General features: G+C 70.5%; 16 protein-coding genes and 1 pseudogene. 2 read left to right on the forward strand and 15 right to left on the reverse strand.

Annotation, left to right across the window (positions count from 1 at the left end):
* Positions 1–126: 126 nt before the first annotated feature.
* Positions 127–258 (forward strand): annotated as a pseudogene (locus tag ACQEU1_RS44935) (sigma factor-like helix-turn-helix DNA-binding protein); the annotation flags it as partial.
* Between the two features lie 51 nt (positions 259–309).
* Here the strand turns inward: ACQEU1_RS44935 and ACQEU1_RS44940 are convergent.
* Together ACQEU1_RS44940 and ACQEU1_RS44945 are read right to left on the reverse strand one after the other, a co-directional pair.
* On the reverse strand, positions 310–1,170 hold the full coding sequence (locus tag ACQEU1_RS44940) for an aminoglycoside phosphotransferase (protein WP_433217252.1): 861 nt from the start codon (positions 1,168–1,170) through the stop codon (positions 310–312).
* Positions 1,171–1,183: 13 nt separating this feature from the next.
* On the reverse strand, positions 1,184–2,032 hold the full coding sequence (locus tag ACQEU1_RS44945) for a radical SAM/SPASM domain-containing protein (RefSeq protein ID WP_433217205.1): 849 nt from the start codon (positions 2,030–2,032) through the stop codon (positions 1,184–1,186).
* A gap of 189 nt (positions 2,033–2,221) precedes the next feature.
* On the opposite strand from ACQEU1_RS44945, the gene ACQEU1_RS44950 reads away from it, so the two are divergent.
* The gene (locus ACQEU1_RS44950) at positions 2,222–3,445 is read left to right on the forward strand and encodes a helix-turn-helix domain-containing protein (protein ID WP_433217208.1); all 1,224 of its coding nucleotides are present in this window, start codon (positions 2,222–2,224) and stop codon (positions 3,443–3,445) included.
* On the opposite strand, the gene ACQEU1_RS44955 is transcribed toward ACQEU1_RS44950, so the two are convergent.
* From ACQEU1_RS44955 to ACQEU1_RS45015, 13 genes are all read right to left on the reverse strand, one after another.
* Positions 3,415–3,861 carry a helix-turn-helix domain-containing protein gene (locus ACQEU1_RS44955; protein ID WP_433217211.1) on the reverse strand — a complete coding sequence of 149 codons (447 nt, stop codon included), beginning with the start codon at positions 3,859–3,861 and terminating at the stop codon, positions 3,415–3,417. The genes ACQEU1_RS44950 and ACQEU1_RS44955 overlap by 31 nt on opposite strands.
* 74 nt (positions 3,862–3,935) lie before the next feature.
* On the reverse strand, positions 3,936–4,616 hold the full coding sequence (locus ACQEU1_RS44960) for a hypothetical protein (protein WP_433217214.1): 681 nt from the start codon (positions 4,614–4,616) through the stop codon (positions 3,936–3,938).
* A gap of 703 nt (positions 4,617–5,319) precedes the next feature.
* The gene (locus tag ACQEU1_RS44965) at positions 5,320–5,625 is read right to left on the reverse strand and encodes a hypothetical protein (RefSeq protein WP_433217217.1); all 306 of its coding nucleotides are present in this window, start codon (positions 5,623–5,625) and stop codon (positions 5,320–5,322) included.
* Between the two features lie 44 nt (positions 5,626–5,669).
* Positions 5,670–5,798 (reverse strand): hypothetical protein, encoded by a 129-nt coding sequence (locus ACQEU1_RS44970; RefSeq protein ID WP_433217220.1) that lies wholly within the window; start codon positions 5,796–5,798, stop codon positions 5,670–5,672.
* Positions 5,799–5,827: 29 nt separating this feature from the next.
* Complete coding sequence (locus ACQEU1_RS44975) at positions 5,828–7,327, reverse strand: pentapeptide repeat-containing protein (protein WP_433217222.1); 1,500 nt, start codon at positions 7,325–7,327, stop codon at positions 5,828–5,830.
* Between the two features lie 309 nt (positions 7,328–7,636).
* Positions 7,637–9,022, reverse strand: coding sequence for a pentapeptide repeat-containing protein (locus tag ACQEU1_RS44980; protein ID WP_433217225.1), 1,386 nt, complete (start codon positions 9,020–9,022; stop codon positions 7,637–7,639).
* 203 nt (positions 9,023–9,225) lie between these two features.
* Positions 9,226–11,541: a hypothetical protein gene (locus tag ACQEU1_RS44985; RefSeq protein ID WP_433217228.1), complete on the reverse strand. Its 2,316-nt coding sequence runs from the start codon at positions 11,539–11,541 to the stop codon at positions 9,226–9,228.
* On the reverse strand, positions 11,538–11,882 hold the full coding sequence (locus ACQEU1_RS44990; protein ID WP_433217231.1) for a helix-turn-helix domain-containing protein: 345 nt from the start codon (positions 11,880–11,882) through the stop codon (positions 11,538–11,540). Before ACQEU1_RS44990 ends, ACQEU1_RS44985 begins: the two co-directional genes overlap by 4 nt.
* Positions 11,879–12,994 carry a tyrosine-type recombinase/integrase gene (locus ACQEU1_RS44995; RefSeq protein ID WP_433217234.1) on the reverse strand — a complete coding sequence of 372 codons (1,116 nt, stop codon included), beginning with the start codon at positions 12,992–12,994 and terminating at the stop codon, positions 11,879–11,881. The genes ACQEU1_RS44990 and ACQEU1_RS44995 overlap by 4 nt, the downstream gene beginning before the upstream one ends.
* 239 nt (positions 12,995–13,233) lie before the next feature.
* Entirely contained in the window at positions 13,234–15,246 is a 2,013-nt protein-coding gene (locus ACQEU1_RS45000; protein ID WP_433217237.1) for a M3 family metallopeptidase, read from the reverse strand.
* 192 nt (positions 15,247–15,438) lie between these two features.
* Positions 15,439–15,657: a hypothetical protein gene (locus tag ACQEU1_RS45005; RefSeq protein ID WP_433217240.1), complete on the reverse strand. Its 219-nt coding sequence runs from the start codon at positions 15,655–15,657 to the stop codon at positions 15,439–15,441.
* Complete coding sequence (locus ACQEU1_RS45010; protein ID WP_433217243.1) at positions 15,654–15,980, reverse strand: hypothetical protein; 327 nt, start codon at positions 15,978–15,980, stop codon at positions 15,654–15,656. The genes ACQEU1_RS45005 and ACQEU1_RS45010 overlap by 4 nt, the downstream gene beginning before the upstream one ends.
* Positions 15,977–16,216, reverse strand: a complete 240-nt coding sequence (locus ACQEU1_RS45015) for a hypothetical protein (protein WP_433217246.1) — start codon at positions 16,214–16,216, stop codon at positions 15,977–15,979. The genes ACQEU1_RS45010 and ACQEU1_RS45015 overlap by 4 nt, the downstream gene beginning before the upstream one ends.
* Positions 16,217–16,504 lie beyond the last annotated feature (288 nt).

Genomic DNA, 16,504 nt, shown 5'->3' on the forward strand with positions numbered 1-16,504 from the left:
CGTGAGATCTGCGAAGGCCAGTACGTCGTCCTTGTCGCAGCGCAGGGCGTTGCTGCCGGTGACATCCCAGCGAATCGTGAGGACGGCCGCATCCAGGACGAGCTGAGCAGCAAGCTCACGCAGGTGCTGCACCTGCTGCCGGACAAGCAGCGGGAGATCCTTGTGCTGCACGTCGTGGTGGGCTTGAACGCCGAAGAAACCGCTGATGCTGTCGGGGCGACCCCTGGCGCCGTCCAGATCGCCCAGCACCGCGCGCTGGACAGCTGCGCCGTTTGGTCATCGAAGAAGACGGCGAACTGTTGCTGCCTCTCACCAAACGCTCTTGGTGCCCAGCTTCTCCAGCAGCGGACGAACGTGCTGGCGCAGTGGTTCGACGAGGTCGGGGTGTTCGTCGGCGCGGTGCAGCAGGGCGGCGGCGGCGCGGATCTGTGCTGCCCGTCCGGCCGGGCTGTCCAGGATGTCGGCGAACAGACTTCGGAGGCGGTCGGCGGTGGCGGGGACGAGCAGGCTGCGCAGGTAGAGCATGGCCTCGTCGCCGCCGGCGGCGTGGGAGCCCCACATCTCCCAGTCGAGCAAGGCGAACGGGCCGTGCTGGAGGTTGGCCCAGTGCAGGTCGCCGTGCTGGGTGGCGCGGTCGGTGACCGCGCGGACCGCGTCGGCGGCTTGGTCGCCGAACACGGTGCGGACGCGGCCCTCACGAGGGCGACCGTCGTTGTAGCGGCTGGTCGAGGTGGCGCGGATCGTGGTGACCGTGCTGGTGAGCTCGCTCCACCACTGGTCGGGCAGGTGCAGCGGTGTGCGCAGGACTTCGGCGGCCGAGCAGGGTGTGCCGGGCATCCAGGTCGTCACGTCCGCCCGCACCCGGCGTCCAGCGTGCGGTAGCGCCCACTCGTCGGTGGCGAGCACTTCGGGTTTCGCGATGCCGGTGATGGTGTTGGCGTCGAGGGTGCCGGTCCAGAAGGGACCGAGGTCGCGTTCGCGTTCGGTGCCCACGCGCAGCCAGCGTCGGGTGCCGTCGCGGGTTGTGGCGACGGCACCTGCGGACCGGTATCGCCACCCGTAGATCGGACGGCCGGTGATCGTGAGGCCGAAGCGGACAGCCACCGTGCGCAGGGTGCCGTCCATCTCCTCGCGGGACGGTACGGCGCCTGCAACCTCGGTGGCCGTCATGGGTTTCAGGGTCTCATGCGGGCATGCAGTTCTGGGGGTAGCACGTGCCGCCTCCGCTGTCGGGGTTGCAGCTTGTGCCCATCGCGCGCCGGTCGGGCATGCCCTGGGAGACCAGCGTGTCGCGGGCCTGCGGCAGGGAGGCGGCGAGGTCGTACAGCGGCGTGGTGCGCACGTTGCCCAGTGGCTGGGTGAAGCCGGCGAACACGCACACCGTGGCCTCGCCGTCCGGGTTGATGGCCACGCGGCCGTCGCCACAGGCCCCGCACAGCTCTTCTGCCGTGGTGTCCGCGTTCTGGGCGCCACGGCCGACCTCGCGCATCCGGTCGAACCCGGTGCCGGGAACGCCGAGGTCGACCAGGTCGGTGCGGGCCTGCTCGACGCGCTGCTGGTCGAGAACCTGCACGACGCCGGCGCGCAACTCGATGCCGAGTTGGCGGGCTTTGGCGATGTTCGCGCGGGTGCGGGCGTGGCTGGGGCGTTGGGTGATCACGTCGTGTTCGGCGGCGTCGTCGGAGTAGTAGCTGGTCGCCAGGGTCACGCCTGGTGTGGTGAACAGTGCCCACATCTCCTCGGTGACGTGCACGAGGTTGCTGTAGACCTCGACCGTCATGCCCAGCGACAACGCGTGCAACGCGATGCTGTTCATCTGTGGGTAGAGGGTCGGCTCGCCGCCGATCAACTGCACCGCGGTCACGCCGATCTCGGCGGCCTGGTCCAGCACCGTGATCCAGTCGTCGACGCTCATCGTGCCGTGCGTGCCGGTCGGCCCGGAGTCGGCGTAGCAGTGCGTGCAGGCGAGCTGGCAGTTGTTGGTGATGTTGAGCCACAGGAAGTTCAACCGTGGTGGCGCCGTGGTCGTCATCGCTGCCTCTTTTCTGGTCATGCGATCCCGCGTTCTCCGCGCGGTCGTCGTCTCGGCCAGGCCACCACACTGGCCGTCGTCGAAGTCGCACAAAAGTCGCACACCGTCACATGACGCCTCCGTCTCGTGACATCGAGGCGTCGCTGTTCCGCCTACCCTTGGACACAGGTCGCGGGCATGGAGGCGGGCATGACGAACAAAGCAACTCCTGCACCAGCCGGCGGGCCGCAGGCCACCGGTGAGGTCATCGCCCTGCAGCGCAAGGCCGCAGGCTGGACGCAACGTAAGCTCGCCACCCGCGCGAACGTCTCGAAGAGCCTGCTCGGCAAGGTCGAGGCAGGTGACCGCCCAGCCAGCCACGCTCTGCTCACCGCCTGCGCCCGTGCCCTGCGTATTCCGGTCGAGCAGTTGTCCGGCCAGCCCTACAGCGACACCCGCCGCGACGAGCGGATGCACCGCGACGTCGACGCGCTGCGCACCGTGCTGCGGTGCTACGACCTGCCCGACGACCTGGCACCGCGCCCGCTGCCCGACCTCGCGGCCGAGGTGAAGGCGCTGACCGGCCTGCGTGCGGCGGCCAACTACGGCAAGCTCGCCGCCCGGCTGCCCGGCCTGCTCGAAGAGCTGATCGCCGCCGCCCACCACGGCGATCCCGCGGCCCTGGCCGAGGCGAACGCCCTGCTCGTGGCGGTACTGCACACCGCCCACAGCCTCACCCACCGGCTCGGCTACCCGGACCTGGCGGAGAGCATCGGACACAAGCTCGCCTACGCCGCCGAGCGAACCAGCGACCCGCTCGCCGGCGGCCTGGCTCAGTGGGCACGGGCGCAGTCCTTCCAGAGCGGCGGCGACTACGCCCACGGCCTGCGGCTGATGGACACCGCGCGCGCCGCCCTGGACGACGAACTGCGCGACCCGTCGCCGCAGGCGCTGGTGGTGTACGGATCGCTGCACCTGCGCGCGGTCACCCTCGCCTCCCGCGCCAGCAACGGCGAACTTGCCCGCGACCACCTCACCGCCGCCCGCGAACTCGCCGACCGGCTCGGCACCGGCGACCAGATCCGCTACGGCCTGACCTTCGGCCCTGCCAACACCACAACGCACGAAGTCGCCGCGCACGTCGAACTCGGCGACGGCGCCGCCGCGATCACCGCGGCCGAGCGGTGGCGGCCGTCGCGGGCCACGCCGCGTACCCGTCGCGGGCACCACCACATCGACCTCGCCCGCGCCCGTCTCCTGCACGGCGATCGCCACGGCGCGCTCACCGAACTGCAGCACGCCAGACGCATCGCCCCGCAACAGACCCGGTTCCATCCGATGGTCCGCGAGACCACCGCGGTGCTGATCGGCCTGCACCGCCGCGCGAACCCCGACCTCGTCTCCTACGCGGGCTGGCTCGGCCTGGTCTCCTGACCAGCGATCCGGTCGGCGTAGTCGATGCGCAGTGCCGGAACTTCCAGAGCGATGCGTGCGACGACGGCCCGGTGCCAGGACGCGGGAAACCGGATGTCGGGGGTGGCGGCGTGGTAGTCGGCGTCGGTGCGGTAGACCGCCAGTCCCGGCTCGGGCATGTCCAGCAGCTTCTGCGCGATCAGGTGCACGAACTCGGCGGTCCGGTGCTCCAGGTCCTCGATCTCCAGGCGGACCCCGTCCGGGATCGGGTAGCCGCCCTGCTCCCAGCGGCGCACGGTGCGCGGGGCCACGCCCAGGTGTCCGGCGAGCCAGTCGCCGGTGAGCCCCAGGAACTCGCGGACCACCCGGAACTCGCCGGGGGTCATGCGCTCGTCCTCGGGCATGCCGGGCGGGTCGGTGTAGGTGTTTTCGGTCATCGCCGCAGTCTCCTGACATAGGAGTGGTGGCCTGCCCCCTTCACGAGGGAGCAGGCCACCACCGGATGAGTCTGTTAGCGCTGGTCACGCTCGATGCCGCGCTCGATGTTGCGCTGGTGGATCAGTTCCTGGCGCAGACCCTCCAGGTAGCCGCCGAGGCCGGGGCAGACCGTCGGAGCGCCCTCCGCGCACGAGGAGAGGCTGAGGAGGATCTCCGCCTCGATCTCCGCCAAGCGCCCATCGGTGGTCGTGGCGGTGATGCCGAACTCCTCGACCTCCCCGCCGTTGGTGGCCCCCTCGATGTCCCATGCCTGCACCAAGTCCGCCATCGGCACGTCCTGCCCCCTCAAGGAGGTCAACGCCTCGATCTCGGTCTCGGCCGCCGACGCGTCCGGCCCCAGCACGGCCACCGTGTTGTGGCCATCGAACTCCCTGGACCAGTCGGCCAGCATCCGCCCGGCCAGCGGCGCTACCTCCGCCAGCAGGCGGTTGGCTGCCTCTCCCGCCAGCGGCGGGATCGGGAAGCGCCGCACGAACCCGGTGTGGACCTCGATCGGCGTCCCGGAGATCTCGCCCGCCCAGTCGGCGTACAGGTAACCGGAACACAAGTCCAGCACCACGTAGACCGGCTGCTCGGTGAACTCGCCCGGATAGCGGTGGAACAGATCCGCGGCTCCCTGACAGGGCAACATGCTCACCCCGGTTCCGCACTGCTGGGCGGTGTCGGACTGCTGGGCGTCGCTGGTGCTGTTCATCCCGGTTCCTTCCGGTCCGGCCTGGAGCTGCTCCCCTGGCCACACCACACACCATAGTGTCCTAAATTAGGACACACAACCGGCATCGGATATCCCCCGTCACCGCCCCAGGTACGCCGACCGCGCAGACGCACGTCGCCCAGCGGGTTGCGCTCGATCACCCACCACGGTCGCCACGGGTCCCACCTGCGTGTCGAGCTGACCAACGGCTGGCCCAGCACCACCAGCCCCGGCAAGACCCGCATGTCCTCGGTTCCGCAAGTCCACTATGGACGAGGGTTCAAAGACAAACACTTAGGGTCTCGCGCATCCACGGCACGTGGAAGTCCCTGGTGCCTGGCAACCAGGCGGTGTTCGAAGGATCTCTCCCGAGCTCCGCCGGGAGTCGGCCGCACGCACCGGTGGGTTTCGCGCTGCGCCACGGCCGCTAGGACGTCATCGTGAAGCACTCGATCACGGGGAGGCGGGTGCGATGACGGGGGTCCTGCGGGTGGCTGCTGCGTCGAGCGGGCGCTGCTGGCACTGCGGCATGTCGGCCGTCTCGGGCGAGCGTCTCCCCGGCCGCGGGCACCGCGTCCGGCTGCTCTGCAAGCGGCACGACGAGCTCGTGTTCGGCACACCTGCCGAAGACACGCCACAGCCCCAGAACCAGTTGGGAGACAACGGTTCTGGGGCTGGGACGGATGATGAGTGAGGGGTCAGCTCACCAGCCGGTGTGCTCGGTGCCGTCCGGGCCGACCAGCCGCATCGCGGCCGGTCCGCACGCCGGGCACCAGGTGAGCTGCAGGTCGACCGGTGCGGTCGTGAAGCCTCCGTCCACGGGGACGTCGTGGGCCAGGCCGTGCTGGGGGCCCTGGTAGACGGTGGCGTCGGTGCGGCCGCACGTGCCGCACGCCGCGTTCTGCTCGACGACCCGGCCGACGAAGCCGCCTTGGACGCCCTGCTTGCTGACGAGCTCGTGCTCGGCGAGCTCCGGGTACTGCCCGGCGGTGACGGGTTCGGAGGCCATGTGCTCAACCGTAGCGGCGGTGTTCGGCAGCCGGGGCGGCGACATCAGTCGACGATCCCGAGGCTGGCCAGGAACGGCGCCGGATCCGGGGTCGGGAATCGGTCGGCTGCGAGCGCGCCGAGCGTCATGATCTCCCGCATCCACGACACGCTGTCGTCCCTGGCGACTGGCAACCAGGCAGTGTTCGGAAGGCGCGCAATTCTCATGAGCGCTGGAGGTGATGCCAGGTGCCCTCGCGGCCGCTGATCGGTGTGTGGTCATCGGTAGGTGTCCAGCCAGCGGGCCAGTTTGAGTTCGAGACAGGATGCCGCGTAATCGCCTGATCGAACCAGGGGTCCCCGGTGAACGTCGCCCTTTCGAACCGGGTGGTCCCGGTGAACTTCGCCTGGTTGAACAGGGCGTCCCCGGTGAACTTCGCCTGGTTGAACAGGGTGGTCCCGGTGAATGTCGCCTCGCCGAACCGGGCGGTCCCGGTGAACTTCGCCTCGCTGAACTGGGCGGTCCCGGTGAACGTCGCCTGGTTGAACAGGGCGTCCCCGTCGAACGTCGCCTGGTTGAACAGGGCGCCCCTGGTGAACGTCGCCCTTTCGAACAAGGCGTCCCCGGTGAAGGTCGCCTCGCCGAACCAGGCGTCCCCGGCGAACGTCGCCTCGCCGAACCAGGCGTCCCCGGTGAACGTCGCCGCGGCCAACCAGGCGGTCCCGGTGAACGTCGCCCCGCCGAACGACGCGGTCCCGGTGAACGTCGCCCCAACGAACCGGGCGGTCCCGGCGAACGTCGCCCCGCCGAACCGGGCGGTCCCGGCGAACTTCGCCAGGTTGAACAGGGCGTCCCTGGTGAACGTCGCCCTTTCGAACAAGGCGTCCCCGGTGAACGTCGCCCTGGTGAACCGGGCGTCGCGGACTCGGCAGTGGCGGAGGTCGAAATCGGTGAGGGCGGCGCCGGTGAGGTTGAGGTCGGTGTCAGCCCAGAAGGTCTGGGCGGGGTGGTCGGGGTCAGTGCCAGTGTTGAGGTGGGTGGTGAGAATGTGTTGGGCGGTGAGGCGGACTTCGTGTTCTTGCAGGCTGGTGTCGTGGCGGGTGCGGGTGGGTTCGTCGGTGTCGTCGTCGGGTGGGTTTCCGGGCAGTGTGTAGGGCATGCGGAGGTAGGCGCAGAGCACGTTGACGACGGTTTGGCGTTGGTGGGGGTTGTCCTGGGCGAGGCGTTCCAGGGCGTAGAGCCCAGCGAGCCGGACCGGGGCTTTGTCCGAGCCGAGTTGTTCGGAGGCCTTGGTGTAGAGCTCGGTCACTCGCCTGTCGGCCGCGTCTTTCTCCGTGGCCGCGGCGACGCGTTCGGCGTGCAACCGATTGTGCTCGGCGACCTGGCGGGTGTGTTCGGCGAGGTCGACCTGGAGTTCGTAGGCGCGGGCGACGTCTGCCTGGTCGCGTTCTTTCTGGACCAGGCCGACTTCGGTGGCGTGCTGGCGGCGCCAGGCCAGGTAGAGGGCGAAGATGCCGCCGCCGCCGATGCCGATGCTCAGGCCGGTGCGCAGGGCGTCGAACCGGGCGGTCACGAGGGCTTGGCCGGTCAGGCCGGCGGTACCGGCCCACCACAACGCCAGTACCACCGCGGCGGTGAGCACGAAGATCCCGGCGGAGATCACCGCGATCGTGCGCGCCGGCATCGGCTGCAACGGCTGCCGCGTCGACGACGGCGTGGGCACAGGCAGCGCTCTCGGTGCGGGCGGCCGAGGTGACGGGGCCGGATGATCGTCGCTCACAGAACGGTCATCGCCCCGCAGATCGTGCTCGTGACATTCCACCTGGACACGACTCAGGCCCGGTCGCGTCGGACCGGGCCTGAGTGGCGGGAACCTAGTTGGTGACGCCGAGTTGGCGCAGGAACGCGGTCGGGTCCGGGGCCGGGAATCGGTCGGCCGCGAGCGCGCCGAGCGTCATGATCTCTTTCATCCACGCCAGGCGATCGTCCATGGTGACTGGCAACCAGGCGGTGTTTGGACGGCGCGCAATTCTCATGTGCGCTGGAGGAGATGCCAGGTGCCCTCGCGGCCGCCGATCGGTGTGTGGTCATCGGTAGGTGTCCAGCCAGCGGGCCAGTTCGAGTTCGAGAAGGGATGCCGCGTAATCGCCTTGTCGAACCAGACTTTCCCGGCGAACGTCGCCTCGCTGAACACGGCGGTCGTGGTGAACGTCGCCCCGCTGAACCGGGCGGTCCCGCCGAACGTCACCCCGTCGAACTCGGCGTTCCCGGTGAACGTCGTCCTGTCGAACTGGGCGTCCCCGGTGAACGTCGTCTTGTCGAAATCGGCGGTCCCGGTGAACGTCGCCTTGTCGAACTGCGCGTCCCCGGCGAACGTCGCCCCATCGAACCGGGCGTCCCCGGTGAACATCGCCCCGCCGAACCAGGCAGTCCCGGCAAACCTCGCCCCATCGAACCGGGCGTCCCCGGTGAACATCGCCCCGCCGAACCAGGCAGTCCCGGCAAACCTCGCCCCGCCGAACTGCGCGTCCCCGGTGAATGTCGCCCCGCCGAACCAGGCGGTCCCGGTGAACATCGTCCCGCCGAACTGCGCGTCCCCGGCGAACGTCGCCTTGTCGAACCGGGCGTCCCCGGTGAACATCGCCCCTGCAAACCAGGCGGTCCCGGTGAACATCGTCCCGCCGAACTGCGCGTCCCCGGCGAACGTCGCCTTGTCGAACCGGGCGTTGCGGACTTGGCCGTGGGCGAGGTCGAATTCGATGAGGGCGGCGCCGGTGAGGTTGAGGTCGGTGTCGGGCCAGAAGGTCGGGATCGGGTCGTCGGGTGTGGGTCCGGGGTAGAGATGGCCGGTGAGGATGTTCTGTGCGGTGAACCGGACTTCGCGTTCTTGCAGGCTGGTGTCGTGGCGGGTGCGGGTGGCCTCGTCTGTGTCGTCGGCGGGTGGGGCGACGGGCAGGGTGTAGGGCATGCGGAGATAGGCGCACAGCACGTTGACCACGGTCTGTCGCTGGTCGGGGTTGTCCTGCGCGAGGCGTTCCAGGGCGTACAGGCCCGCGAGCCGGACCGGGGCTTTGTCTGAGCCGAGTTGTTCGGAGGACTTGGAGTAGAGCTCGGTGACCCGACGTGCCTCGGCGTCTAGACGGGTGTGTTCAGTGACGTCGAGCTGGAGTTCGTGGTCTCGTTCCTTCTGGAGCAAGGCCACCTCGGTAGCGTGCTGGCGGCGCCAGGCGAGGTAGAGGGCAAAGATCCCGCCACTGCCGATGCCGATGCTCAGCCCGGTGCGCAGGGCGTCGAACCGGGCGGTCACCAGCGCCTGGCCGGATAGGCCGGCGGTACCGGCCCACCACAACGCCAGCACCACCCCTGCGGTGAACACGAAGATCCCGGCGGAGATCAACGCGATCGTGCGCGCTGGCATCGGCCGCAGTGGTTCCCGTACGGACGATGGTGTGGGCACGGGCAACGCGCCTGGCGCTGACGACCTAGGTGACGGGGCGGGAAGTTCATCGCTCACAGGACGGTCATCGTCACCGAGATCGTCATCGTGACACCCACCTAGACACAGCACAGGCCTGCTCCAACGGGACCGGGCAGCGTTCCGGTGTTGTGCGGTTCGGTCGATTACGAGGGCTGTGTGCCTGCTGGTGAGGTGGTTTTGTCCTGGGCGGCGAGGTAGTCGGCCCAGCTGTCCTGGGCGTAGTTGGCCCAGGCGTGGGTGGTGCTGGGGTGGATGCCGAACAGGTCGCTGATGATCGTGGGCGGGAGTTCGGCGACCATCTCGATCATGGCGGTGTTGCGGGCGCTGGCGACCGGGAAGCCGTACCGGTTGAGTAGTCGGGTGAGTCCGTTGGCGGTGCGGGGTCGTCCGGGGTGGCGTCCGGGCAGGAGGTAGCGGGTTTCGGGTTCGAGAGCTCGGTCGAGCAGTGACAGGTGGTCGGGTTCGGCGATCTGGCGTTCGATGAGGCGGGCGAGGCTGGGCGGGAGCAGGACCGGGTTGCGGTCGATGGTCAGGTAGGCCCCGTCGTCGTCGCGGTGGAACCGGTCGGTGGTCAGCTCGGTGATGCGGCCGTTGTGCAGGCCGTAGAGCCTGGTCAGCGCTGCGCTGATGCGAACTGGGAGGGGCAGGGTCTCGTCGGTGAGGCAACGTCGCAGCTGGGCGGTGTGCTCGTCGCCGTCGAGGAATCTCGTGGGCCGGCTCCGGAGGATGGAGGGGATCTCCAGGCGGTCGGTGAGTCGGCGGTCGATCACCCAGCGCAGGAATAGATTGCTCTTGTGCAGCCGGTTCCGGTTGCCGTCCAGCCAGGTGTCCAGGTGGCCCTGGGTGAAGGTGCTCAGCGTGAGGTCGTGGGTGTCGAGCCAGCGCATCAGCTCGATCGCGGCTCGGACGTCGGCGCGGTCGCCGGAGGCCGCCCCGTCGGTGTAGCGGCCGCGGTCGGCGCGGCGGCGGGCGTCGCGCAGGACCTTCCACTCGATGAACGGCCGGACGGCGGCCTGATGGTGCGCGGGAAGCCCCGCCAGCTCCTCCTTCGACCAGAGCCGTAGTTGGGCGAATGGCTCGTTGCGGTCGGGCAGGACGCCGGCCGCGACCAGCATCCGGCGGGCCGAGGCCGTGTTGCGGTCGCGGGGAAGCCGGTCGACCAGCTCGTGGGTGATCTCCGCCCCGCCTGCCGCGAGTTCGCCGAGCAGCGGCGCGGCGGGGCTGGTGCGCAGCCACTGCAGAACCGCGGCGGCGCGCGGAACCGCGGTCAGCGCCTCGATCAACGGCCTCAGCTGCGCGTGGACGGTGCCCTCGCTTGTGGTGAGCAGGGCGTGGACCTGGTCGGCGGCCAGGCAGCGGGCGCAGAGCCTGTTCTTGTGGATCTCGCCTGAGGCTCCGCAGCGCCGGCAGGAGTAGGTCAGGCCGGAACCGACGCAGGGCCCGCAGACCACGATGCCGGTGTCGTCGCGGCCGACAAGGACTCGGGTGGTCCCGCAGCCGGGGCAGGGCCGGGGATGGTGGGTGTGATGGTCGTAGCAGGGGGTGCAGACCGCGCCGAGCGGCCAGTTCGCGGTGATCCGTGCGGTCGTGCCGCAGAGCGCGCAGGCGCGCTGCGACCTGGGGCGGCAGCTCTGGCAGTGGAAGGGGCCGCCGTGCAGGCGGCTGCCGTCGCGGACGCGGCCGCAGACCACGCACTCGTCCTCGTTGCGGTAGCAGCGCTGGCAGATGTCGGGGTTGCCGTCGGCCGCCCGGACGACGATCAGGTCGACCTCGCCGCAGAGGCCGCAGCGCCGGTGGGGCTGCTGGTGGCAGAGGCGGCAGACCGGGCCGTCGTCGGTGAGCGCCTGGGCGGGCCGCTGTTCGCCGCAGCGGCAGCAGACGTGCCGCGGGCGTGTCGTGCAGGTCTGGCACAGGACGCTGCCGTCGGCCCGGCGGGCGTTGGGCGGGCGCAGGCGCCCGCAACCGGCGCATTCCCTTTGATAGTCGGGATCCTGCTTGCGGCAGCTCTGGCAGATCCGCCCGTCCGGGCGGCGGGCGGCGGTCCGGCGGACGACGCCGCAGCGGTCGCAGGGCCGGGCATTGAGCCGGGTGTAGCAGCCACCGCAGACGCGGGCTCCCTCGGCGTTGGTATTGCGCAGGTGACGGCCGGTGTGGCCGCAGCCCGCGCAGGCCGGCAGGGTGACCGCGTCGCCGTGACCCATCTCCGCCAGCGTGCTCAGCAGCCGGACCAGCAGCAGCGGGGAGTCCGGCGGAGGCGCGGTGAACGCGGCCGGGTGCACGGCCAGGAAACCCGCCAGCTGCAGAACGCGCTCCGGGTTCGTCGCCTTGGCCCGCGTCAGCACCTCCTGCGTCCGTTCCGGGGTCATCTCCGGGCCGACGACCCGCCGCAGGCCGTCGGCCAGGACCTGGGAGGCGTCCTGGAGCCGGCGGCGGCGCTGCGCCGGGGTCAGGCTGGTCACGGCCGTCCGCGGCGCTCCGGGCGGCGGACCACCGTGCGCTTCGCCGGGGCCGGCGCGGAATCCGGCGGGCCGGAGTCGCCGCCCGCGGTCTTACGGATCTGCCGGCTGATCACCTCGGGCTTGATCAGGTCGTTGGGGGTGCAGTCGAGGATGTCGCAGAGCGCGACGAGGGTGTCCATGCTCATCCGCTGCGGCGGCTGGGTGACCAGCCGGAACACCTGCTCGCGGGAGAGCACCACGCCCCGCTCGGCCAGCAGCGGAACCAGGTCCGTGGTCTGGAACATGCCCTGCTCGGCCATGCGCTGCCGCAGCAGCCACTGGTAGCCCATCTTCCTGATCATCCGGTCACGTCCCAGTCCTCGCCCAGCCGGCCCTTCAACGACGCCTCCAACAGCATGTTGCGGAACTCGTTCCCCACCCCGGTGTAGATCGACGTGGTCGACGCGTGGGCGTGCCCGACCTGCTCCTGCACGAACCTCGCCGGGTAGCCGAACTCGATCAGGTGCGTGACGTAGGAGTGCCGCAGGCAGTGGAGGTCCAGCGCAGGGTCCAGCCCGGCGGCGTCGCGGATGACGGTGAACGCCTGGTTGATCGACCGCGGCGACAGCCGCCCGACCCGTTCGGTTAGCCACAACGCCGGGTGCGGGCCTGGGGAGAACGTCGGCCGGACCTCGGTCAGCCAGTGCTCCAGCGTCTCCACCGCCCAGTCCATCTCCGGGACCAGCAGCACCGTCCGGCGCTTCGACGGCCCGCCCCGTGACGCCTTGCCGTAGCGGACCATCAGGCTGCCCGCGCCCCGGAACTGTGGGGCTTTGCGGTTGCGGCGCAGGTCGACCAGGTCCAGCCGGGACGCCTCTGCGCGCCGCAGCCCGAAGGCGTAGACGGACTTGACCACCGCCGCGTCCCGCATTGCCCCCAGCGCGCCTTTGCGGCCCCTGCCCCAGATCTGCGCCGGCCGGGCGTCGGCGGCGTCGAACAGGGCCTGGACCTCGTCGTAGGTCAACGGCCGTCGGCGCGGATCGCCCTCGTACTCCGCCACGTGCCGCACCGAGTTGCCCTCGTGGAACACCTCCCGCGGTGTCTGGCCGAACCGCTCGGCGCAGACCTGCACCCACCCGTAGCGCGGATCGAGCAGGTACTCCACGAACAACGTGATCGTCGTTTCGTAGGAGCGCCCCGTCGACAACTTGATGCCGCTCTCGCCGCCGCGCAGGTACGCGATGAACGCCTCGCCCTCCGCCGGCGTCCACTGCCACGGGTACTGGTTCGAGAACCTCTCCAACCGGCGGATCAACCGCACCCGCGCCGCGATCCCGTCCAGCCGCAGGAACCGCGCGGTCTGCTGCCGCGACCAGCCCTCCAGCATCGCCTCGAACACCGCAGCGGCCTGGTCGAGATGCACCACGTTCCCGACCAGCACCAGCCCCGCCGCGCCAGGGGCCAGGTCACCCATACGAGTTGTTGTATCAAATGCAACATCGTTGCGTCGGATTTCGAGACGCAGGTCACACGCCATCCACAAAGGGCACGCTGCAAGCCCCTCACCTGCCGAAACTGACACCACGCCTTTCCGGCGTGCGAAGAGTCGATGCATCAGATGCAACTGCGCCAGTCTCGGCAACCAGCATGCGCGGCCGAACCCGGCCATGACACAGACCCGGCCGCTCGGGACCGGGCCTGTACTGCGGAAACCTAATCGGTGACGCCGAGGCTTGCCAGGAACGGGGCCGGGTCCGGGAGGGGGAATCGGTCGGCTCCGAGCGCCCCCAGGGCCATGGTCTCCCTCATCCAGGAGACGCATTCATCCCATTTATCGATCTGGGCCGCCAGGATGTCGCCGAGCAGGTAGGAGTTGTACCGGCAGTCGTAGCCGCCGACCGTGATGTGGCGGAACGCGGCGATCGGGTAGCGCAGCGGGACGGTGGTGTCGTCGAGGCCGGCGTCGGCCAGGACGCGGGCGGCGGACCGGTCCAGGTCGTCGGTAGCGGGGATCTGGTCGGGAGCGAGGTCGTGCAGGGCCAGGTCGACCAGGGAGGCGGCGACGTCCTCGACCAGTCGGACGCCGGCGCCGGGCCGGGTCGCGGCGAGCTGCGCGACGAGGGCGTCGGGGATGGGGTCGCCAGTGATGTGGTGGCGGGCGTAGCCGGGCAGCACCGCGGGGTCCAGGGCCCAGTGCTCGAAGACGACGGAGGTTACCTCGATCACGTCGCGGGGCAGGCTGGCGTGCCCGGCGTCGCCGGGGTGGCGCACCTCGGAGAGCATCGCGTGGACGACGTGGCCCATCTCGTGCCACAACTGCGCGGCCTGGCCCGGCGACAGCAGCACCTGGCCGTTCGGGGCCGTGCCGGTCTCGGCGCCGGGCAGGTTGGCGCACAGGGAGACGACGGGCCTGCGGCCGCGGCGGCTGCTCTGGGCGACGAGTTCGGTGGTCCACGCGCCGGCGCGTTTGCCGGGGCGGCGGTGCAGGTCGACCAGGACCAGGCCGAGGTGCCGCCCGATGGTGTCGGTGGCCTGCCACACCCACGCGTGCGGCACGTGCGGCCGCAGGTCGGCGCGCACGTGGAACCGCACACCGAACCTGCTGTCGATCAGGTCGGTGACCCCGGCCAGCACCGTGTCCAGGGCGAGGTACTCGCGGTACTCGCGCGGGTCGACCTGCCCGTCTCCGCCGGTGCTGGTGGTGCGGGCGGTCAGCAGCGGCCGGTCCCACGGCGGCACGGGCCCGTCGAGGCCCAGCGCAGCGTCCTCGGTGGCGGCCAGGCGCGCGGCCACCGGCGCGAGCTGGTGCAGCAGCCCCCGCACTGTGGCCAGCGACCCGGCGGTCAGCTCCGCGTGCACGAGCTCGGCGTGGGTGGAGTAGCCCAGCAGCCGGGCCCGGCGTGCCCGCAACCGCAGCAGGTCGACCACGAGGTGTCGGGTGTCGTGCTCCCCGCTCGAACCGTGGGCTGACGCGGCGTCGTAGACGCGACGGCGCAGGCCCGCGTCGTGCAGGCGGGCCAGGACGTCGGGCACGGACGCGCCGGACTGGGTGATCAGCCAGCCTGCCAGTCCCCGGTCGGCGGCGGCCGTGGCGGCGTCGGCGATCTCGGCGTCGTCCAGGCCCGCGAGCTCGGCGCGGTCGATGACGTGCACGGCCGCTGCCGCCAGGCCGCTGCCCAGGCGGCGTTCGATCTCGGCCTGCAGCCGGGCCTGCTGCCCGTCCAGCTCCCGCAGCGTCTCCCTGTCGTCGGAGCTCAGGTGCGCACCGGCCTGCCGGAAGCCCTGGTGCACGCGGTCGAGCAGCGCGAGGTCCTGCTCGTCGAGCCCGAGCCCGAGCTCGTCACGGCGGTCGTGCAGCTCGGCGACGCGGGCGGCCAGGCCGGCGTCGAGCCACGCGGCGGCGTCGGCGTCGGCCCGCAGCGGCGCGAGCGTCTCGTTGAGCTGGTGCCGGTCGGGGTTGCCCGCGGTCTTGAGCAGCACCGACCAGGCTTGCTGGATCGGCCACAGCAGGTCATGGGCCCGCTCGATCTCCAGCACGTCGTCGAACACCGGCGGCCGCGCGGCGTCGCGCACGGAGGCCAGGACCGCCGCCCGGTCTGCGATCGCGGCGGTGAGCGCCTCGACGACGTGCTCGTCGGTGATCCGGTCCAGCGGCGGCCATCCGGAGCGCCAGTAGTCCTGATCGGCGAACGGGTTGGCGGGGTCGAGCTGGTCGAGCTGGTGCACGTCGATCTCCTCGGGAGTGCCTGCCGTGCGGCACGACGGATGGTGTTGCTCGGATATGCCGCAGCCCCAGAACCCGTTGGGGGAACACGGTTCTGGGGCTGCGGGGTGACGGCGCCGAACGGAAGGGGGAGTCCATCCGGCACCGTCGATCCGGTAGTCCTTGGGGGATGGGGACTACCGGAGATCTGCGGGTCAGCCGTCTTTGTCGCCGATCCTTCTCGGGAAGCCGCTGCCGTGGCCGTCCCGGCTGCTCCTGCCGCCGGTCCACACGCGCGCCTCCAGCAGCTTGTCCATGCCGAAGCGGTCGTCCAGCAGGTGCAGCAACGCTGCGACCTTGGCCTCGTCTGGGGACATCTCGGCTGGCTGTTCGGCGAGCTCGGCCCCGGCGGGCTTGTTGTCGGCGGTGCTCATGGCTGGTCGTCCGTCATCGGCAGAAGGCCGTCCTCCTCCATGAGCCAGCGCACGACCTTCTCCTGCGTATCGCTCCAGGTGAACACCACCGAGGTGATCAGCAGGCCGGGCTGGGCGGTGTCGAGGCTGCACCGAACACGGGTCACGGTGGCGTCGCCGAACACCGGCAGCACCAGCTGGGTCGCCAGGCCGGAGTGATGGCGCACCAGGCCGGGATGAACGACCGTGCTGTCGGGAACGGGCATGCCGACAGGGCTGTAACCATTGCGGCGCATGATGTCCAGCATCTCGGTCAAGGACAGATCCGCCTGAGCGCGCGTCACTTCGTGTCCTCAACGGACAGTACGGCGGACGTCTCGATCGCGTCGCGGAGTTGGTCGCGCAGATGACCGGTCTCCAGCGGTGTCAGCAGGAAGTTGCCGGCACCGGTTTCAAGCCGGACGCCCTTGGCGCCCGGCAGGGGCACCACGTGCATGACGGTCCTGAAGCCCTGCTCCGTGCGGCAGGAAACGCGCCTGTGGCCGTCCAGGCGGGCGCGTAGTCGTTCGAGTAGAGCCATTGGGCCACCCCGAGATGTGAGTCCGTGAGGGACTCGCCCCGGCGGAGCGAATGCGAGGCCAGTGCCTCGACGCCGGGGCGTGTCCCAGGTCCGGGCCGGGACGGCGAGCTCCCTGAGGGAGGATGAGCGGCAACGTGTTGTCCGCACGTGATGTTGCCGCTGCTGGTCTCGCCGTCCCGGCTTTGTGCCGGTTCGGGGGATCCCGCTCCGGCATTCGTAGAGGCTACATTTTGTAGCCTCTACGAACGAGCACCCGGATGGGTGGTGTCGCCCTACGGACCGTGGCTG

Source organism: Lentzea sp. CA-135723 (assembly GCF_050936595.1).
Classification (GTDB): Bacteria; Actinomycetota; Actinomycetes; order Mycobacteriales; family Pseudonocardiaceae; genus Lentzea.

Bases quoted from the DNA above. Each gene is read 5' to 3' on its own strand.
- ACQEU1_RS44940 (WP_433217252.1), bottom strand. From the start codon at position 1,170: ATGACGGCCACCGAGGTTGCAGGCGCCGTACCGTCCCGCGAGGAGATG.
- ACQEU1_RS44960 (WP_433217214.1), bottom strand. From the start codon at position 4,616: ATGAACAGCACCAGCGACGCCCAGCAGTCCGACACCGCCCAGCAGTGC.
- ACQEU1_RS44950 (WP_433217208.1), top strand. From the start codon at position 2,222: ATGACGAACAAAGCAACTCCTGCACCAGCCGGCGGGCCGCAGGCCACC.
- ACQEU1_RS44980 (WP_433217225.1), bottom strand. From the start codon at position 9,022: ATGCCAGCGCGCACGATCGCGTTGATCTCCGCCGGGATCTTCGTGTTC.
- ACQEU1_RS44965 (WP_433217217.1), bottom strand. From the start codon at position 5,625: ATGGCCTCCGAACCCGTCACCGCCGGGCAGTACCCGGAGCTCGCCGAG.
- ACQEU1_RS45005 (WP_433217240.1), bottom strand. From the start codon at position 15,657: ATGAGCACCGCCGACAACAAGCCCGCCGGGGCCGAGCTCGCCGAACAG.
- ACQEU1_RS44955 (WP_433217211.1), bottom strand. From the start codon at position 3,861: ATGACCGAAAACACCTACACCGACCCGCCCGGCATGCCCGAGGACGAG.
- ACQEU1_RS45015 (WP_433217246.1), bottom strand. From the start codon at position 16,216: ATGGCTCTACTCGAACGACTACGCGCCCGCCTGGACGGCCACAGGCGC.
- ACQEU1_RS44990 (WP_433217231.1), bottom strand. From the start codon at position 11,882: ATGATCAGGAAGATGGGCTACCAGTGGCTGCTGCGGCAGCGCATGGCC.
- ACQEU1_RS44995 (WP_433217234.1), bottom strand. From the start codon at position 12,994: ATGGGTGACCTGGCCCCTGGCGCGGCGGGGCTGGTGCTGGTCGGGAAC.
- ACQEU1_RS44945 (WP_433217205.1), bottom strand. From the start codon at position 2,032: ATGACGACCACGGCGCCACCACGGTTGAACTTCCTGTGGCTCAACATC.